This is a genomic window from Candidatus Krumholzibacteriia bacterium (assembly GCA_035649275.1).
Classification (GTDB): domain Bacteria; phylum Krumholzibacteriota; class Krumholzibacteriia.
In genome coordinates this window covers 1-17,448 of record DASRJW010000124.1, presented here as the reverse complement: position 1 = coordinate 17,448, position 17,448 = coordinate 1, and the positions used below count along the sequence as shown (strand labels likewise).

Here is a 17,448-nt window from a genome sequence, read left to right as displayed (position 1 = left end):
CGAAGCAAGTGAAGAGATTGTTATTGCAGCAAATCACTGCCAGGTGCGACCCAATGGATCCGAGGCCGGTGCGCCTTCCCGCTCGAGCAGACTTAAGATCCGTAGAATCTCGGAGATGGGACGATAACGAGCGAGCTCGAGGAGGCCCTCCAGACGCTCTTCCGTACGCTTTAAATTGTAGTAGTGGGTCCACCGCGTGCGCAAGCCGACGGGCAGGCGGGGCTGGTCCGGGTCGATCTCCCAGGGGTGGATAGTGAGGAGAAACGGTTGCTTCTGTACGATAATCCGACGTACTGCCCACATTTGGAAACGGAAGGGGAGGAGCCGGAGATAGGCGCCTCCGGTGGCCGGTAGGTTGAAAGGACCCAAACGGACCGTGGGGAGCGGGTACTCGGTGATGGAGCGTCCCCCCTCCAGCAGACGGAGATGCGGCCAGCGGGGGGCACCGGGCATCCCGTAACGGCGGCGGTGGATGGGGAAGATGCTGGAGTCGTACTGGTACCCCTCCTCGCGCAGGATCTGCAGAGCCCAGAGGGTGCGGCGCACGATGGTGTACGAGGGCGCTCGATAGCCCAGGATCTCCTGGCCGCTCAGGTCTTGCAGCAGGGCACGGGCGCGGCGGACATCGGCGCGAAAAGCGTCTGGAGACTGACGGTAGACCAACTCGTGGTCGAAGCCGTGCGAGGCGATCTCGTGTCCTGCCGCGGCGATGCGGCGGACCAGCCCGGGGTGGCGGGATGCCACCCAGCCGAGGACGAAGAAGGTCCCGCCCGCCTGGTGTCGGGCCAGGAGGTCCAGCAGGCGGTCCGTGTTGGCTTCGGTGCGGTCCGCGAACTGGTCCCAGCGTTCGCGCGGGCAAAGGTGACGCAAAGCCTCGACCTGGAAGTAATCCTCCACGTCGACGGAGAATGCCGCCAGCGGCGGCTCGGTGTGCCTCGCCGTCGGCGCCATGCCGCTCACTGCAGTCCGACCTCCGCCAGCAGCGACTCGAGGTACGGATCCAGGCTGCGCATCACTTGACGCACCGCTGCATCCTCGGACGACGGCGCCACGTAGCGCACGAACAGGGCGTCCGTGGGCCGCCGGGCCACTGCGTTTCGCAGCAGGTCCCATTTCAAAGCGTATTCGCCCGTCACCGTGCCGCCGCGGGTGCGGAACCAGTAGAACATCTCCTGCTCGTCGCCGCCGCCGCTACGCTGCAAGCGCATCCGCGCGACCTGCGTCGGGCCGCGGGAGAGCTCGGCGCGGTCATCGGTGACGGAGAGCACGTTCCAGCCGCTGCCGGGAACGCAGTGTCGCGGCGAATGGATCTGCGAGTTCACCGCCTGCTCGGCGAAATAGGCCACGAAGAGCCACACCTGCGCCCCGCTCGGATGCCGATACAGTCGCTGCAAGGTGGCGTCGGCATCGAGCACGCCGGCGACCCGCTCGCTGAGCGGCACGTCCTCGGCGCTCCAGCCTCCCTCCACCGTCGCAGGCAGGCGCGACAACGCCGGCATGGCCGTCACGGCGACGCGATGCCCCGCCAGGGTGCGGGCATAGACACCGCCCAGAGCCACGACAGCCGCAGCGATCAGGAGGCGGAGCGCCATAGCCGCTTCGCCCCCTTCCGGATCAGGAGGAAGAGCAGCAGCGCTGCCACGAACACGATCAGGCCGAAGCTTTCGTGGATCCAGCCTTCCGCCACCTGCGGCCCGATGAGGTACACGCCCAGGCTGGTGGCCCAGACGCGGAAGGCGTTGGCTGCGACGCTGAGGGGGATCGTGGCGAGGAACACGAGCCCGCGTCCCAGCAGCGGAATGGGCATGGAGTACGCCGCCAGCGCTCCCAAGGAGAGAAAGGAATAGAGAGAGCGGATGCCGCTGCAGGCCTCGGCCACCATCAGGTCGGTTTGACCGGGCAAGTGCAGGATGTTCCCCTGAGCGAGAACGGGAACGCCGATGCTCTGCAGACCAGAGACTGCGCACTTGGCGGCGAAGCTCTGCATGGGGCTCGTGAGCGAGTAGTAAAGGACGTAGGGGAGCGGAATGGCGAGGAAAAGGAAAGCGAGCGGGAACCAGGTGACGCGCAGCCAGCCCCAACCCAGCAGGTACACGACCAGGGCGAAGAGAAGGAGGACGAAGCTCACGCGCTGGGTGAAGACCTCGGCGCCGGCAGCGCCGAGGACGAGCAGTCCCATGGAGCCCAGGACGGCGGCGAAACCGAGCCAATGGGGGCGGCGCGGGATGCATGCGAACTCCCGGCGTTTTCGCCAGAGAAGAAAAAGCACGATGCCCGGAACGAGAATGCCATGGCTGTAGTTGGGATCGTGCACCCAATCGCCGGCGAGCTTGGCGAGCACCGGCGCGTAGACCAAGGCGATGACGGCCACCAGGATCCCAGTCGCGGCGCGGGCGAACGGACTCGCCGCGCCGGCGCCACGGTCCGCTGCGGCCGCCGGCGGTTGGGCGACGTTCTCTACGTCGTGCCCTGTGATGGCGGTGGTGGGCTCGGGGTTCATGCCGGTTGGATCGCCGCCCGGTGCAACTCCACTCGCTCCGGCACGGCGGCCGCTGCGGCAGCCTGGCGCTGCCGCAAGTGCGTGCGGAGGATCGCCAGGCCGGTGGCGGCGAAGACATACCAGGTGCGGCGGAGCAGGCTGTGGCCGAAGACTCCCGAGACGAGGAGAACGAGGAAACCGGTGAAGATGCCGTCGAGAACCGCCTTCTCGAAGGCTGCGTCGCCGCCCTGCAGGCGTCGCGCCGTGCGGCGGTTGAGGCGCAGCATTTCGATCAGGAAGGAGAAGAAGGCGAAAGTGCCGACGAGACCGAGCTCGCCGAGCACTTGCAGGTAGAGGCTGTGCGCCTCGAGGGAGCTGCGCCCGGAGGAGTAGCGCCAGTTCGCCCCGCCGTAGCAACGGATGCCGACGCCAAACAACGGGTGGTCGGCGAGCATGCGCAGGCCCGCCACCCAGGTGACCACGCGCGACATCGACGAGGCGTCGAGCTCGGAGTGGGTCATGCTGGAATAGCGCGTCTTGTACTGGCCGGGCATGAGGGAGAAGCCGCCGATGACGAGGAGCACCCCCAGGATCCCCGTGAGCACGCGCCGGCGCGAATGCCACCAGAGGTACGCCGACCCGCCCAGCATGCCGAGCATCGAGGCCCGCGAGCCAGTGAGCACGATGCCGATGAGCAGACAAGGCACGATGGTCCAGAGCACCACACGGCGCCACTTCTCGCTCCGCGACAGCGCCAGCAGCAGGAAGAGGGGCACGGCGGAGGCCAGCGTCGTCCCCAGCTCGTTGGGGTTGTTCGACATGCTCGTCGTGCCCACGGCGCGGTCGATCCCCTGGGACAAGAAGGCGCCACCGGAGAAGTAGCCGCGCAGCGAATCGAAGCACAGGTAGGCGATGAGCAGGAGGAAGGTGTAGACGAACCAGCGCAGGCGACGGCGGCTGTCGATCAAGTGCGCCACCATGATGTAGTAGCCGGCGATGCGCAGGATCTCGATGAACCCCTCCACGGCCCGATAGCGCCAGACGGCGAAGGGTACCGAAAGGGTGACGGCGAGGATGAAGAAGAAGAAGAGCCGGGTCTGTTTCGAGTCGTCCAGCTGCAGTCGATGCTCCAGCCGGAGCTGGCTCAGGAACAAGCTGGCCAGACAGAGCGCCCCGACGATGCGCTCCAGGTGCAGTGCGTTCAGGACCGGATACTTCTCGCCGGGCCGGAGCACGAAGAGCACGGTGTAGAAGAGGAGTCCCACGAAGGGCCAGCGCAGGATCACGAAGGTGCTGGCGACGCCGACCAGACCCCCGACGATGAGGAGCGTGGGCAGGCGCGTGAGCGCCACGCCGAGGACGATGCCGAGGAGGCCGACCCCGGTGTAGAGAGCGATCCGCCGCCCCAGGGCCGCTTCCGCCAGCGCTTCGCGCTGTGGCCGTTCGCGTGCAGGGTCGGGGAGCGGCTGCCAAGACATCGAGATCTCCGAGAGGTGCGAGGTAGGCCTACTTCTTTATTGTAGAGCCGTTGGACCGACGGCGCCAGACACCGCCGGCTGCGGCGGCGCCGTTCCGGCGCCATTGCGTACCAAGGTTTCGTAGAGCTCTTCCAAGCGCGGGATGACCGCGGTGCAGTCGTGACGCTCGCGCACCTTTTGTCGAGCCCTTTCGCCCAGGAGCTGGCGCCGCTCTGGGTCCTGCAACAACTCGACGACCCTTTCCACGAAGACCTCTTCGTTCCCCGATGGGTAGACGAAGCCGTGCACGCCGGACTCGATCAGCTCGCTGCAACCGCCGACGTCGGGCACCACGCTGGCCCGGCCTGCCGCCATGTACTCCAGAACGGCGTTCGGGCTGCTTTCGCCCTTGGAGCAGAGGACGGAGACATCGAAGGCCCCCAGCTCCCGGGCGACCTGCGCCGACGCTCCGGGGAAGAGGAAGCGATGCTGCAAGCCGAGGTCGCGCACCGAGACTTCGAGGGCCTCGCGCTGCGGGCCGTCACCGAGGACGACGAAGTGGGCCTGGGGGACGCGCTCGGCCACGCGGCGGGCGGCGTGCACCAGGAACGGCAGGTTCTTCACCGGGCGCAGGTTGGCAACCGCCCCGACGACGAGCGCCTCCGCAGGAATTCCCCACGCGGCGCGCGTCTCCCGGCGCACCCCTGGGTCGACGACGCCATAGAGCGAACTGTCGAGGCAGTTCGGGATCACCGAAACGCGGCGGCGGGGCACCTGTTCGACCCGGATCGCTTCCTCGGCGGCAGCCTGGGAGTTCGCGATGTAGTGCTGGGTGTATTGCGCCAGGTGCCGCAGCAAGCGCACCTGGAACCAGGTGTGCCAGTAACCGGCACCGATGTTCCGCCGGCTGGAGACGAGCACCGGGACGCCCGCTTTCCGGCCCAAGTGGACACCGAGGATGTTGGCGTCGCGAAAAAAGGTCTGCACGATGTCGAAGCGCTTCTCACGGCAGAGCGCCAGGAACTGGCGCCGGAAGCGGAAGTAGTCGAGGCCGAAGTAGGAGCGGAAGGTGGCGGTGTGCACCGGGCAAGGGATCTCGGCCTTCTCGAGCCAGGGGCTGTGCTGCAGCGACAGCAAATGCACCTCGAAGCGCCGCCGGTCCAGCCGGCGGATCATTCGCAGGATCTGGTTCTCCGTGCCGCCGACCGGACCGAAGAACGTGTCGATGAGGTAGAGGATGCGGATCATGGGCAGACGAGTATACGCCGCCCCCGAGCTACCCCGCCGCGCCGCCGGCGACCGCTCCAGGCAGGTGCGCGCGCCGGGGGCAGGCACGGAGCCGCTTGGAGCGCTTCCAGGCCCCTTCCACGCCGCCGTAACGAGTTATCGGCGAATCAGTTCGACTCACGAACCGCTCCTGTTGCACGGCTTCGCCCCCGTGCTACGGGCCGAGAGTGGCCTCCAGCGCCGGGAGGAGCTGCACGAGGATCGTCTCGCCCTCGGGGTCTTCGACCAGGGCCACGGCGATGTAGCGCTGAGAGGCCTCTCCCCATACCAGGACCGAATCGGCGTGGTGCAGGCCCCAGCTCCCGGACTTTCGATAGAGGCGCGCGGCCGGCACACGGCCGGCGAGGGCGCGGACGAACTTCGTTCGCAGTCCCGGTTCGGACATGGCCGCGAGCATCGCTTGGCTGTGCTCGAAGTCCACCAAGCGTCCCGTGAGCAGCAGGTGATAGAAGCGACACACCTGCGTCGCCGTGGCGGCGTGCAAGAAACCCCGGAGCGGGTCCGGCAAGCTGTCGCGCCCGGCGGGGTACGCAGCTCCCACCCAGAGGCCGCCGCCGTAGCGCGGCTCGAACAAGGCGTAGCGCGGCGAGGTGAGGACGGCGGCGATGCGCGCGAGCCCGAGTCGTCCGCTCCCGAGCCGCTCGATGACGCGCGTCGCCGCCGCGTTGCTCGATACCCGGATCATGGCGCGCAGATCGGTCCGGAGTTCCGGCGTCTGCTCCAGGCTGCCTGCGGCCAGAGATTGGTGCGCGGCCAAGAGCACGGCGATCTTCGCCAGGCTCGCCGCCTCCAACATGGTGTCGCCGTTCACCTGGGCGAAACGCGGCGACTCGAGGCGCCTCAGGTCCACCAGGCCGACGCCGAGCTTCGCCTCACGCCACAAGCGGCGCCAGAGGTCGTGCTGCGCCAGCCGTTGTTCCAGTCGTCGCTGCAAGGTCGTGTCGGCACAGGAGCGGAGCGGACGCCAGGCATCGTCCTGGATCAGGAAGGGGGGTGCGGGACCCGTCGGTTTCGGCGTCTCGGCGGCGGACCCCAGGTGCAGGTCGGCCCAGAAGAGGGAAACACAAAACAGCAACCCCAGACCCCGCGGCAGCCGTCGCTTCACGCCTGGCGCCTGCGGTGCGCGCTGGGGCATGCACACCTCGTGGTCGACATGGAATCTGCTCAGGCTCACCCCTCGAAACTGCTGCGTCTCACTCCTCGCGGACGAAGTGAACACTGAGGCGAGAAGGCATGGACTGCAGCTCCTCCGCCGGCACATCGGAGCGCACCGTCATCTTGAAGGCGTGGCCGTAGTACAGGCCGCCGTTGGCCGCTTCGAGCAGCGAGTTGAGCTTCACGTGGGTGCTCGCCTTGGTGCCGCGGCTGGCGACGATGAACTCGTCGCCCTCCATACCGACGACTTGCACTTCCTTGAGCTTCGCTGCCTTCTTGATGAAGCGCTTGGCCATCCGCCGCCGCCGGCCGCGCACGTGGCCGTAGACGATCACCCCCATGACGAGGAAGGGCATGGCGCCGGCGAAGCCCCCTTTGTTGGCCAGCACGGTGAGGAGGAGGCTGGTGAGGACGATGCCCCAGAAACCGATGACCACGGCGCCGCGGGTGGAGAGATTCTTCGGCAGCAAGGTCTTGGGCAGGCGCACGCGCTCGAGCATGGGCGGCCCGCTCTCCACGCCCGACTCGATCTCGCGCTTCACACGTTTCAGATCGGCAGCGGTCTCGCTCAGGTTCTGATAGCGCTCCTGCGGGTCCTTGCGCAGGCAGCGCTCCACGACGCGCTGCAAGCCATAGGGCAAGCCGGCGCGCACCGTCGTGAGCGGCGGTGACTCGGCGAAGACGATGGCGTGCATGGTGTCGAAAGCGCTGGGGCCAGTGAAGGGCAGCTTGCCCGTGCTCATCTCGTAGAGAACGACGCCGAGAGAGAAAACATCGGTGCGGTGATCCACTTTCTGGCCGCGGGCTTGCTCCGGACTCATGTAGGCGATCGTCCCCAGCACCGTGCCCGCCTGTGTCATGTGCAGCGACAGAGCCTGGGTCGCATCGGCGTCCGCGCTCGCCACCGTCTGCAGCTTGGCGAGGCCGAAGTCGAGCACCTTCGGGTGGCCGTCGCGGGTCACCATGATGTTGTCCGACTTGAGATCCCGATGCACGATGCCGGCGCCGTGGGCGCGTGCCACGGCATCCGCGACCTGGATGCCGATCTCCACTGCCGACAGCACATCGAGCTCGCCGCGTGACACGAGCTGGCGCACGGTGGAGCCGTCGACGTACTCCATGACGATGAAGGTCAGGTCGCCCTCGTGCTCGATCTCGTAGATCTGGGCGATAGCAGGATGGTTCACTGCCGAGGCGGCCTTGGCTTCCTGCAGGAAACGTCGCTGCAGCTCGGGCTGGCTGGCGAGCTCCGGGGCCAGCACCTTGATCGCGACGTTGCGTTCCAGATTGGTGTCACGGGCGCGGTACACCGCGCCCATGCCGCCCTTGCCGAGGAGATCCTCGACGACGTAGTTCTTCAGGGTTTTCCCGATCACCGCTTGCGGCTGTCCCTCCGGCGGGGGCCCGTCCTATCGACGCACGACCCCCGGCTCGCGTTCCCTCCGGGAAGCAGGGACGGGCGGCCCGTGTCCAGACCGAGGCGACGCCCCGGTCCGCACGGATGCGCCGCGGCGCCGTCACCGCCCCCACGACTGCCCGACTCGGTTGCAAACCCTTGGGCGGGAATGATCCTACGAGTTCCGCGCCGGGCGCGGAAGCCGGATCCGCACTTGCAGCCGCTGCACGAACCCCCCACAATCGTGGCCTCCGCCCCGTGGCCGATCCCACGCCAGGCGCCGCCGGCAGACGGATGATGCCGCGACGGTGCGCGGGGCCTGGGTCGCCAGCGCGCCCGCTGAGGTCGCAAAGGAGAAACCATGTCTCTCCGAGCTGTCCGTCTCGCCAGCCTGCTCTTCGCCTCGAGCGCGCTCTTCTCTCCGGCACTGGCGCCGTCCCTGGGCTGGGCGCAGACCGCGACGCAGACACCGCCCGCGGCGACGCAGACGAAGCCGCCGGTGACGCAGGCACAGCCCGCTGCGCCGCCGCACGCCGGCACCGCGGTCGCGCACGCCACACCGCCGCTGGCGCGCCAGCAACCGCACCGGTTGGAGAAGCACGGGGACGTGCGCAACGATGATTTCTTCTGGTTGAAGGAGCGGGAGAACCCAGAGGTGCTCGCCTACCTGAAGGCGGAGAATGCCTACACCGAGGCGGAGATGGCGCACACGAAGCAGCTGCAAGAGGATCTGTACCAGGAGATCGTCGGGCGCATCCAGGCGGATGATGCCACGGTGCCGGCCCAGGACGGCAAGTACTGGTATCACGAGCGCTATGTCGAAGGTGGCGAGTACGCCGTTTACTGCCGGCACCCGGGCGGGCCCGACGGTCCGGAGCAGACCATGCTCGACGGCAACGCCCTGGCGCGGGGACACGAGTTCTTCTCTTGCAGCGGTCTGCAGGTGAGCCCCAACCAAGAGCTCTTGGCCTATGGCACCGACGTCGTCGGCCGGCGCTTCTATACGCTACGAGTCCGCAACCTGACGAGCGGCAAGGATCTGCCGGACATCATCCCGGACGTGACCAACAACTGCGCTTGGGCCGCCGACAACCGCACCCTCTTCTACACCAAGCAGGATGCCGAAACCCTGCGCTGGTATCGCATCTACGCCCACGTCCTGGGGACGGCGGCAACGGCGGACCGGCTGGTGTACGAGGAGCCCGACGCCGAATTCAGCTGCTTCGTCGGGGCCACCAAGTCGAAGCGGTTCCTGCTCATCGGCTCGGAGCAGACCTTGGCCACGGAATATCGCTTCCTGCGCGCCGATCAGCCGCAGGGAACCTGGACGGTGTTCCTGCCGCGGGAGACCGACCACGAGTACTCCATCGAGGACTGGAACGACGACTTCGTCATCCGCACCAACTGGAAGGCGAAGAACTTCTGCGTCATGCGCGCCCCCATCGGCGCCACCCAGACCGCGCGGTGGACCGAGGTCGTGCCGCATCAGGACGACGTCTTCGTGGAAGGCGTCGAAGTCTTCCGCGACCACCTGGTGGTTTCCCGCCGTCGCAAGGGGCTCCTGGAGCTGCACGTCGTGCCCCGGGATGGCAGCCCCGCCCACGACCTCGACTTCGGCGAACCGGCGTACCAGGCCTACCCGACGGACAACCGGGAGTACGACACCCCGGTCCTGCGCTACGCCTACACCTCGCTGACCACACCGAAGTCGATCTTCGACTACGACCTGAACAAGCGCACCAAGAAGCTGCTCAAGGAGGACGCGGTGCTCGGCGGTTTCGACAAGCGCAACTACGTCACCGAGCGGCTGTGGGCCCCGGCAGCGGACGGCGCGCGGGTGCCGATCTCGCTGGTGGTCCGGCGCGACTTCGTCAAGGACGGCAGCGCTCCGCTCCTTCTCACCGGCTACGGCTCCTACGGTTTCAGCCGCGACGCCAGCTTCCAGTCGCAGCGGCTCAGTCTGCTCGATCGTGGTTTCGTCTTCGCCATCGCCCACGTGCGCGGCGGCCAGGAGCTGGGGCGAGACTGGTACGAGAACGGCAAGCTGATGCACAAGAAGAACACCTTCACCGACTTCATCGACTGCGGCCGCTTCCTGGTGGCGCAGAAGTACACCAGTCCGGAGCGGCTGTTCGCCGAGGGCGGCAGCGCCGGCGGGCTCCTCATGGGTGCGGTCGCCAACATGGCGCCGGAGCTCTTCAAGGGCATCATCAGCCACGTGCCGTTCGTGGACGTGGTGACGACGATGCTCGACGCGGACATCCCGCTCACCACCGGCGAGTACGACGAGTGGGGCGACCCGAACGACGCGGCGGCGTACCGTTACATGCTGTCCTACTCGCCATACGACAATTTGCAGAAGAAGGCGTACCCGAACATGCTGATCACCACGGGCCTGCACGATTCGCAAGTGCAGTACTGGGAGCCGGCGAAGTACGTGGCCAAGCTCCGCCGTCTCGAGACCAGCGGCGCGCGGATCCTCTTGCAGACCAACATGGACGCCGGGCACGGCGGCGCCTCGGGGCGCTTCAAGCGCCATCGCGAGACGGCCCTCGGCTACGCTTTCTTGCTCGACCTCTCGGGCCGGGCGGCGCTGCCGGCGGCGGCGAGCAAAGCCGGCGCGCAGGCGGCACGACCCTAGCGGGGAACATGGACGTCCATCTGATCGACGGCACCTACGAGCTCTTCCGCCACTACTACGCCCTGCCCTCGATGCAGGACGAGGCCGGCCACGAGGTGGCCGCGGTGCGCGGTGTCCTCACCTCGGTCCTCGCCATGCTGAAGAGCGGCGCCACGCACCTCGGCGTGGCGACGGATCACGTGGTGGAATCGTTCCGCAACGATCTCTATCACGGCTACAAGACCGGCCGGGGCATGCCGGAAGACCTGCTGTCGCAGTTCCCCTTGCTGGAAGAGGCGCTGGAGAAGCTCGGCGTCGTCGTCTGGCCCATGGTGGAGCTCGAAGCGGACGACGCGCTCGGCGCGGCGGCGAAGCTCGCCGCCCGGGACCGGCGCGTCGAAACCGTCTACATCTGTTCGCCCGACAAAGATCTGGCGCAGTGCGTGAAAGAGGCTCGGGTCGTGCAGCTCGACCGGCGCACGGGCCAGGTGCGGGACGCCCGCGCCGTGGAGGCACGCTTTGGCGTGACGCCGTCCTCCATCCCCGACTACCTCGCCCTGGTCGGCGACACCGCCGACGGCTACCCCGGCGTCCGTGGCTGGGGGGCCAAGTCGGCCGCCGCAGTGCTGCATCGCTTCCCGCATCTGGAAGAGATTCCGAAGGAAGCGATACGCTGGAAGGTGCCGCTGCGGAACGCGGCGCAGCTCGGGGCGAACCTGGTGGAACACTGGGACGAGGCGATGCTCTTCCGCGACCTGGCGACTCTGCGCACCGATGCCAAGCTCTTCCGCACGGTCGAGGCGCTGCGCTGGACGGGTCCGAAGCGCAGCTTCAAGGCCTTCAGCGCCCAGCTCGGCGCCCCCGCTCTGTGGGAGCGCGCTCGCGCCGAGGTCGAGCGCCGCAGTGCCGCCGGCGCGTCTTCCTAAGGGCAAGATGGAGTCCGGATGCAGTACAAGCTGCTCGGTCGGAGCGGCCTGCGAGTCTCCGAGGTCGCCCTCGGGACGATGACCTTCGGTACCGAGTGGGGCTGGGGGGCGTCGAAGGAAGAGAGCCGGCGGATCTTCACCGCCTTCGCCGACGCCGGCGGCAACTTCATCGACACCGCGAACCGCTACACCGAAGGCTCGAGCGAGCGTTTCGTCGGCGAATTCATCCACGGTGACCGCCACCGTTTCGTCGTGGCTACGAAGTACGGCCTGTTCACCCGGCGGGACGTCCCCAACTTCAGCGGCAACCACCGCAAGAACATGGTGCGCGCCCTGGAAGAGAGCCTGGCGCGTCTCGGCACCGACTACGTCGATCTCTTGTGGGTGCACGCCTGGGATTTCACCACCGCGGTGGACGAGGTGATGCGCGCTTTGGACGATGTCGTGCGCGCCGGCAAGGTGCTGCACGTCGGCGCCTCCGACACGCCCGCCTGGGTCGTGGCGCAGGCCAACACTCTGGCCGCGCTGCGCGGCTGGTCACCCTTCGTGGCCTTGCAGCTCCGCTACAGCCTCATCGACCGCAGCGCCGAAGCGGATCTGCTCCCCATGGCGCGGGCCTTCTCGCTGGCGGTGACGCCGTGGAGCGTCCTCGGCGCCGGCGTGCTCTCGGGCAAGTACAACCGTTCCGCCCGCGCCGAGGGCCGCGCCAAGGAGGGCGCCGCCACGGTGGAGCGCAACTTGAAGATCGCCGCCACCGTCGTGGCAGTGGCCGAGGAGTTGGGCTGCACGCCGGCGCCAGTGGCACTTGCCTGGGCACGGCAGCAGCCGGGGCTCGTCCCGATCCTGGGGGCCCGCGACCTGGAGCAGTTCCGCGACAACCTCGGAACGCTCGAGGTCCGACTCGCCGAGGAACACCTGCGGCGTCTCGACGAGGTGAGCCGCATGGATCTCGGCTTCCCGCACAACTTCCTCTCCCAGCCGCGCATCGTCGATCTCCTACACGGCGGGATGCAGGACCGCATCGACCTGTCCGAGAAGAAGTCAGCGGAGTAGCCGAGTAGCCAAGTAGACGAGTCAGCCAAGTAGACGAGTCAGCCAAGCAGCCGACTCAGCCCAGTTGCGGAGTCAGAAGACTAGCCGTGAGCCACTAGCGTAGCCGTCGAAGGTGAGACAGACGACGGGGCGGACGAGCGCCCGCCCCGTCCGCTTGCGGACGTAACGGGCAGGCTACGGCCGCGTGCACGGAAGGCAGTGCAGCGAGGGCAACAGCGGATCGGTTCACGGTAGCATCGGCGCTCGGCCCCGTCAACGCAGCCGCTCCCCGAGAACCAGAGCAGCCGTCGTGTCTGCTCCGTTCCGCGGGCCCTAGCCCCGCTCGGGGCTCCGGAGAGAGGGTCCTCCTCACCGGCAGGCGCGGCCTCCCTTGGAGGGCGTCCAGCCCCGTCGCTGCGATCCGAGTGCTACCATGACCGCAGAGATCGGCTTCGTCGCTCCGCCGGCTCTGCGGCATCATGGACATCGACCTGCCCATAGCGAGCTCCGGCGACACGGCCGGCCGAAGGGGAGGGCATGAAAGTACGATGCTTGCTCGTCGCGGCCCTCTGCGTCGCCCTCGCCTGTGAAGAGGATCCCGTCGCGCCACCCACGGGCCCCACGGCAGCGTTCGAAGTGACGCCCAGTTCTGGCTCGGTGCACGCGTATCGGATCGGGGATTCAGGGGCGCTCGACGCGGTGGTGGTCCGGGATCTCTTCGTCCTGCCTCCCGGGACGTACACTGCGAGGCCGGCAGGCTTCGCTTTCATCGTCCCGGCCTCGCGTCTCGACTCGCCCGAAGCTCTCATCCAAGCCCTGGCGCGGTCCTACCTGACGCGGGACAGTGCCCTCTTCGCTTCTCTTCTCGCCAACGAGAAGGTAGGCAACCGCAAAGCCGAATACCTCTTCTTCTTGAGCGATCCGACGACCAGCGAGACGTCGTGGGGATATGACGAAGAAGTGCGCATCCAGAAGCGCATGTTCCACCCGGAGAGTCCTGATCCAGGCGATCCCATCGTCCCCGCGGACCTATGGATGCAGAGCCTACAGATCACGCTCACGCCCCTCGAGTCCTTCGGGGAGCGCGGGGATCTCTACTCGGAAAACCACGGCCTCGACGGCAAGCTGGATCCGGATATCTGGAAGGCCAGCGATGCGCGCTACAGCACCTACGTGCTCTTCGATCTCACCGGCACGGACTACAAGGTGGAAGGCGAGGCGAACTTCGTCGTCATCGAGGATCTGACGAAGCCGGTGGGGGAGTCAGGCAAGTTCCTGATCTACATCTGGGAGGATCTGGGTTCGACGGCGCCGTCCAGCGCCGCGGCCGTGGTCGCGAGTGCTACCTGGTCGGGCGTGAAGATACTGTACAAGTGATGTGGTGTGACCGGTGCGCGAGCGCAACGGTCACTTCATTGCCTGAGGTCAGACAATGCGTCGTGCCGTCGTGAAGACGATCTCCCTCCTCCTTGTCGGGGGCGCCGTGCTCGTAGGCGGCTACTACGGCGTGCACGCCTTCCTCTCCACCGCTCCCGACATCCCGCTGGCCTCGGCGAAGAAGGGGGAGTTCCTGCTGTCGATCCGGGTCAACGGCCAGGTGGACGCGCGTCAGGCCTCCGCCCTGGTGGCGCCGCGGGTGCGCAACCTGCAGATCACCTGGCTCGCCCCGGAGGGTTCACAGGTCAAGCCTCAGGATCCGGTGGTCCGCTTCAACGCCACCCAGCAGCAGGCCGAGCTGCAGGACAACCAGTCGGCCCTCAAGATCGCGGAGACCTCGCTGGAGCGCGCCAAAAGGGAGCTCGCCATCCAGGAGAAGCAGCTGGCGCTCGAGCTGCAGCAGGCGCGGCGCAGCTACGACGAGCTGAAGTACGAGGCGCCGCGCGTGGCCGACGAGGCGAAACTGAAGCTGGAGCTGGCGGAGCTCAACAATCAGGCCAAGATCGAACAACAGCGCGCTGACGTGCAGAAGGCGACGTTAGAGGTGCAGCGCGCCCGAGACAAGGTGATGCTGGCCCAGCGCGAGCTCGATCAGATGACGCTCCTCGCCCCGATCGCCGGAATGGTGGTACATCTCGAGATTTGGAAGGGGAACGCCATGAGCAAGGTGCAGGCTGGTGATTCGCCCTGGCAGGGTCAGCCGCTCGTCGCCGTGCCGGATCTCAGCGAGATGATCGTCAAGGCCACGGTTTCGGAAGTCGATGCCAGCGCCGTCGAGCCCGAGCAGGAAGCCATCGTCACCGTGGATGCCTTCGCTGACACGACCTACCGGGCCAAGGTGGTGCGCAAGGGGACGCTGGCACGCCGCAAAGAGCCCAACTCCAAGATCAATGTCTTCGACGTGGAGCTAGCCATTCTCGACGTGGACCCGAAGCTCAAACCCGGCATGTCCGCCTCGGCACAGGTCATCGTCCAGCGCTTGCCCGACGTGGTCTCGGTGCCCCTCGAAGCGGTGTTCGAGAAGCAGGGCAAGCCGCTCGTGTATCTCGCGGACGGAAGCCCGGTGGAGGTGCAGGTCGGGCGGCGGAACGACCGGGACATCGAGGTCACCCGCGGTCTCCAGGGTGGCGAGCGCATCTGCCTCGTCGATCCGACGCTGGAGGAACCGGGAATGCCCGGCGAGAAGGCGACGCAGCCGGAGATGAACAAAGGACGCCAGCCGCCGCCGGCCGCCCAGGCCGGGCCCTAGGGCGGGCCATGGAAACCCGGCGGACCCTGCTGATGGCCTTCGATTCGCTCGGCACTCACAAGCTGCGCACTCTCCTCACCATGCTCGGCGTCATCATCGGCGTCGCCGCCGTGGTGGGCATGCTCTCCATCGGCGCCGGGGCCGAGAAGGAAGTGCTCGAGGAAATCGCCGTCCTCGGCATCAACAACGTCATCGTCAATGCCAAGGCCCCCGAGGAAGATCCGGGAGGCGACGAGGGACTGCACCGCTCGCCGGGGCTGTCGCTGGAGGATGCAGCCAACATCGCCGCCTTCACCGACTTGGTCGCCAACGTGGTGCCGCAGCGCTACGAGCCCCTGGAGACGGTGCGCCAGCGCTCGCAGATCGCGCCGGTGCGGGTGGTCGCCACGACGCCGGCATTCATGCTCTCGTCTTCGGTCGAGGTCGAAGCGGGTCGCTTCCTCCTCCCCAGCGACGACGAAACCTTCGCCCAGGTTTGCGTGCTCGGGGCGAAGGCGAAGCGGGCGCTCTTCACCTTCAGTGATCCTCTCGGGGAGAGCGTGCGCGTCGGGGACCTCGACTTCACCGTGGTCGGCGTCATGGCGGACAAGTACCTGGGGCGCGGCAAGGTGGAGGGATTGGAGCTGAAGAACCTCAACGAGGATATCTACATCCCGCTGGTCACAGCACAGAAGAAGTTCGACCGCCAGACTCTGGCGTCGCGCTCGCGGATGGAGGGCGGCTTCTCCGTCACCATGAACCAGGGCGGCGAGCAGAAGTTCAATGTTCCGGAGATCGACCAGCTCACCGTGACGGCTCGCAGCCTGAGCCACGTGCCCGCCGTGGCCAAGCTGGTGGAACGGATCTTGGCGCGCCGCCACGGCGGGGTGGGCGATTACGACATCGTCGTCCCCGAGTCGCTGCTGCGGCAGTCGCAGAAGACGCAGCGTATCTTCAACATCGTGATGGGCGCGATCGCCGGGCTGTCGCTGCTGGTCGGCGGCATTGGGATCATGAACATCATGCTGGCGACGGTGCTGGAGCGCACCCGGGAGATCGGGATACGCCGCGCCGTGGGCGCCACCCGGCGCGACATCCTGCTGCAGTTCCTGGTGGAGGCCATCGCCATCTGCATGCTCGGCTGCGGCATCGGCCTGGCGCTGGGGCTGCTGATTTCGCGGGTGATCTCCTTCTATGCGCAATGGCCGACCGTGGTGTCGCTGTTCGCCATCGTGCTCGCCATCGGTGTGTCCAGTCTCGTGGGCATCGTCTTCGGGCTTTATCCGGCGGCGCGCGCCGCCCGGGTCGACGTCATCGAATCCCTGCGTTACGAATGAGCTCGGTCTGGCCGAGAGGAGGCTTGTCGCATGCATTCCCGTCGCATGCCTGTCCGTCGTATGTACGTCCGCGCTAAGCATGCTCATGGTCGACATGTCCGCCATCGACGTTGTCTCGCCTGCTCGGGCCGGTGGTCGGTCGCAGCCTTGTGCCTGATCCTGTGGTCGGTGCAGCAGAGCTGGGTCTCGCCGGCGGCGGCAGACGTCCTGGATCTGACGCTGGAACAGGCGGTGCAGCGGGCGGTGGAAAAGACAGCCCGGGGCCGCATCATCCGCGGGCAGGCGGAGGTGGTAGGGCAGCAGTATCAGGCGCAGCGGATCAATTACAAGCTGCCCGAGGTGTCGATCAACGGCTCGGTGCCGGCCTTCGACGTGGACGAGAGCTACCGCTTTTTCGGCGGCGCCAACACGAAACAGCTCTACCGGACGCGGGATCTGTCCTTCGAGTCCTTCATCGAGCTCAAGCAGAGCTTGATCACCGGCGGCACCCTCACGGGGTCGGCAAACCTGAACGCCGACGATTCGCGCTATCCCGATACCCGGCTCATCGGGTCCGGGGAGTTCGTCTACGAGACGCTGCGCCGGGGATATTTCGATTTCCGCCTGGAGCAGCCACTCTTCCGCCCCTCGGCGGCGAAGAAGCTGCTCAATGATCTGCAAGACGACCGGGACATCGCCAGCGCGGAGCAGCAGAAGCAAGAGGGGCAGCTGCGCCGGGACGTGACCGACGCCTACGTCGCGGTGCTGCGGTTCGAGCTCAAGAAGGACCTCACCCGCGACCGGATGGAGGCGGCTCGGGCCCAGGCCCGAGTGGACTCGCTCAAGTTCAAGGACGGCGTCATCTCGGAAGAGCTATGGCTGCAGTCGGCGTCGAAGCGGCTCGACGCCGAGCTCGAGCATGTGGACGCCGAGGTCGACGCCCGCGAACAGCTGCGGCAGCTGAGCGTGCTCCTGGATCTGGAGGTGGATGATGCGGTGAAACCTACCGAGCCTGTGCCGGCGCCGCATTTCGAAGCGGCGGCGCGGCAGCGCATGCTCGACGATTGGGAACGGACCGTGGCGGTGCAGCAGGCCGATCGCAATCGCCGCAAGGC

At 67.2% G+C, this 17,448-nt stretch carries 14 protein-coding genes; 7 read left to right on the top strand and 7 right to left on the bottom strand.

All coding sequences use genetic code 11. The features are described 5' to 3' along the window. Positions 1-33 precede the first annotated feature (33 nt). From VFE28_13390 to VFE28_13360, 7 genes are all read right to left on the bottom strand, one after another. Positions 34-951, bottom strand: coding sequence for an XrtA system polysaccharide deacetylase (locus VFE28_13390; protein ID HZM16989.1), 918 nt, complete (start codon positions 949-951; stop codon positions 34-36). Positions 952-956: 5 nt separating this feature from the next. Further along, on the bottom strand, positions 957-1,592 hold the full coding sequence (locus tag VFE28_13385; protein HZM16988.1) for an EpsI family protein: 636 nt from the start codon (positions 1,590-1,592) through the stop codon (positions 957-959). Beyond that, complete coding sequence (locus VFE28_13380) at positions 1,574-2,500, bottom strand: exosortase/archaeosortase family protein (GenBank protein HZM16987.1); 927 nt, start codon at positions 2,498-2,500, stop codon at positions 1,574-1,576. The genes VFE28_13385 and VFE28_13380 overlap by 19 nt, the downstream gene beginning before the upstream one ends. Then, positions 2,497-3,957 carry an O-antigen ligase family protein gene (locus tag VFE28_13375; GenBank protein HZM16986.1) on the bottom strand — a complete coding sequence of 487 codons (1,461 nt, stop codon included), beginning with the start codon at positions 3,955-3,957 and terminating at the stop codon, positions 2,497-2,499. The genes VFE28_13380 and VFE28_13375 overlap by 4 nt, the downstream gene beginning before the upstream one ends. A gap of 36 nt (positions 3,958-3,993) precedes the next feature. Beyond that, on the bottom strand, positions 3,994-5,271 hold the full coding sequence (locus VFE28_13370) for a glycosyltransferase (GenBank protein ID HZM16985.1): 1,278 nt from the start codon (positions 5,269-5,271) through the stop codon (positions 3,994-3,996). Positions 5,272-5,377: 106 nt separating this feature from the next. Then, positions 5,378-6,358, bottom strand: a complete 981-nt coding sequence (locus tag VFE28_13365) for a serine hydrolase (protein HZM16984.1) — start codon at positions 6,356-6,358, stop codon at positions 5,378-5,380. Positions 6,359-6,416: 58 nt separating this feature from the next. Then, positions 6,417-7,754 (bottom strand): serine/threonine-protein kinase, encoded by a 1,338-nt coding sequence (locus VFE28_13360; GenBank protein HZM16983.1) that lies wholly within the window; start codon positions 7,752-7,754, stop codon positions 6,417-6,419. 381 nt (positions 7,755-8,135) lie between these two features. Between VFE28_13360 and VFE28_13355 the strand changes: the two genes are divergently transcribed. From VFE28_13355 to VFE28_13325, 7 genes are all read left to right on the top strand, one after another. Beyond that, positions 8,136-10,415, top strand: coding sequence for a S9 family peptidase (locus VFE28_13355; protein ID HZM16982.1), 2,280 nt, complete (start codon positions 8,136-8,138; stop codon positions 10,413-10,415). An 8-nt stretch (positions 10,416-10,423) separates the two neighbouring features. Further along, entirely contained in the window at positions 10,424-11,320 is an 897-nt protein-coding gene (locus tag VFE28_13350) for a 5'-3' exonuclease H3TH domain-containing protein (protein ID HZM16981.1), read from the top strand. 18 nt (positions 11,321-11,338) lie between these two features. Next, positions 11,339-12,373, top strand: coding sequence for an aldo/keto reductase (locus VFE28_13345; protein ID HZM16980.1), 1,035 nt, complete (start codon positions 11,339-11,341; stop codon positions 12,371-12,373). Positions 12,374-12,889: 516 nt separating this feature from the next. Continuing rightward, positions 12,890-13,729: a hypothetical protein gene (locus VFE28_13340; GenBank protein HZM16979.1), complete on the top strand. Its 840-nt coding sequence runs from the start codon at positions 12,890-12,892 to the stop codon at positions 13,727-13,729. Positions 13,730-13,784: 55 nt separating this feature from the next. After that, positions 13,785-15,038, top strand: coding sequence for an efflux RND transporter periplasmic adaptor subunit (locus tag VFE28_13335; GenBank protein ID HZM16978.1), 1,254 nt, complete (start codon positions 13,785-13,787; stop codon positions 15,036-15,038). A gap of 8 nt (positions 15,039-15,046) precedes the next feature. After that, positions 15,047-16,354 carry an ABC transporter permease gene (locus tag VFE28_13330; protein HZM16977.1) on the top strand — a complete coding sequence of 436 codons (1,308 nt, stop codon included), beginning with the start codon at positions 15,047-15,049 and terminating at the stop codon, positions 16,352-16,354. 147 nt (positions 16,355-16,501) lie between these two features. Beyond that, positions 16,502-17,448: TolC family protein (locus tag VFE28_13325; GenBank protein HZM16976.1), on the top strand; the 947-nt coding region annotated here is incomplete at its 3' end.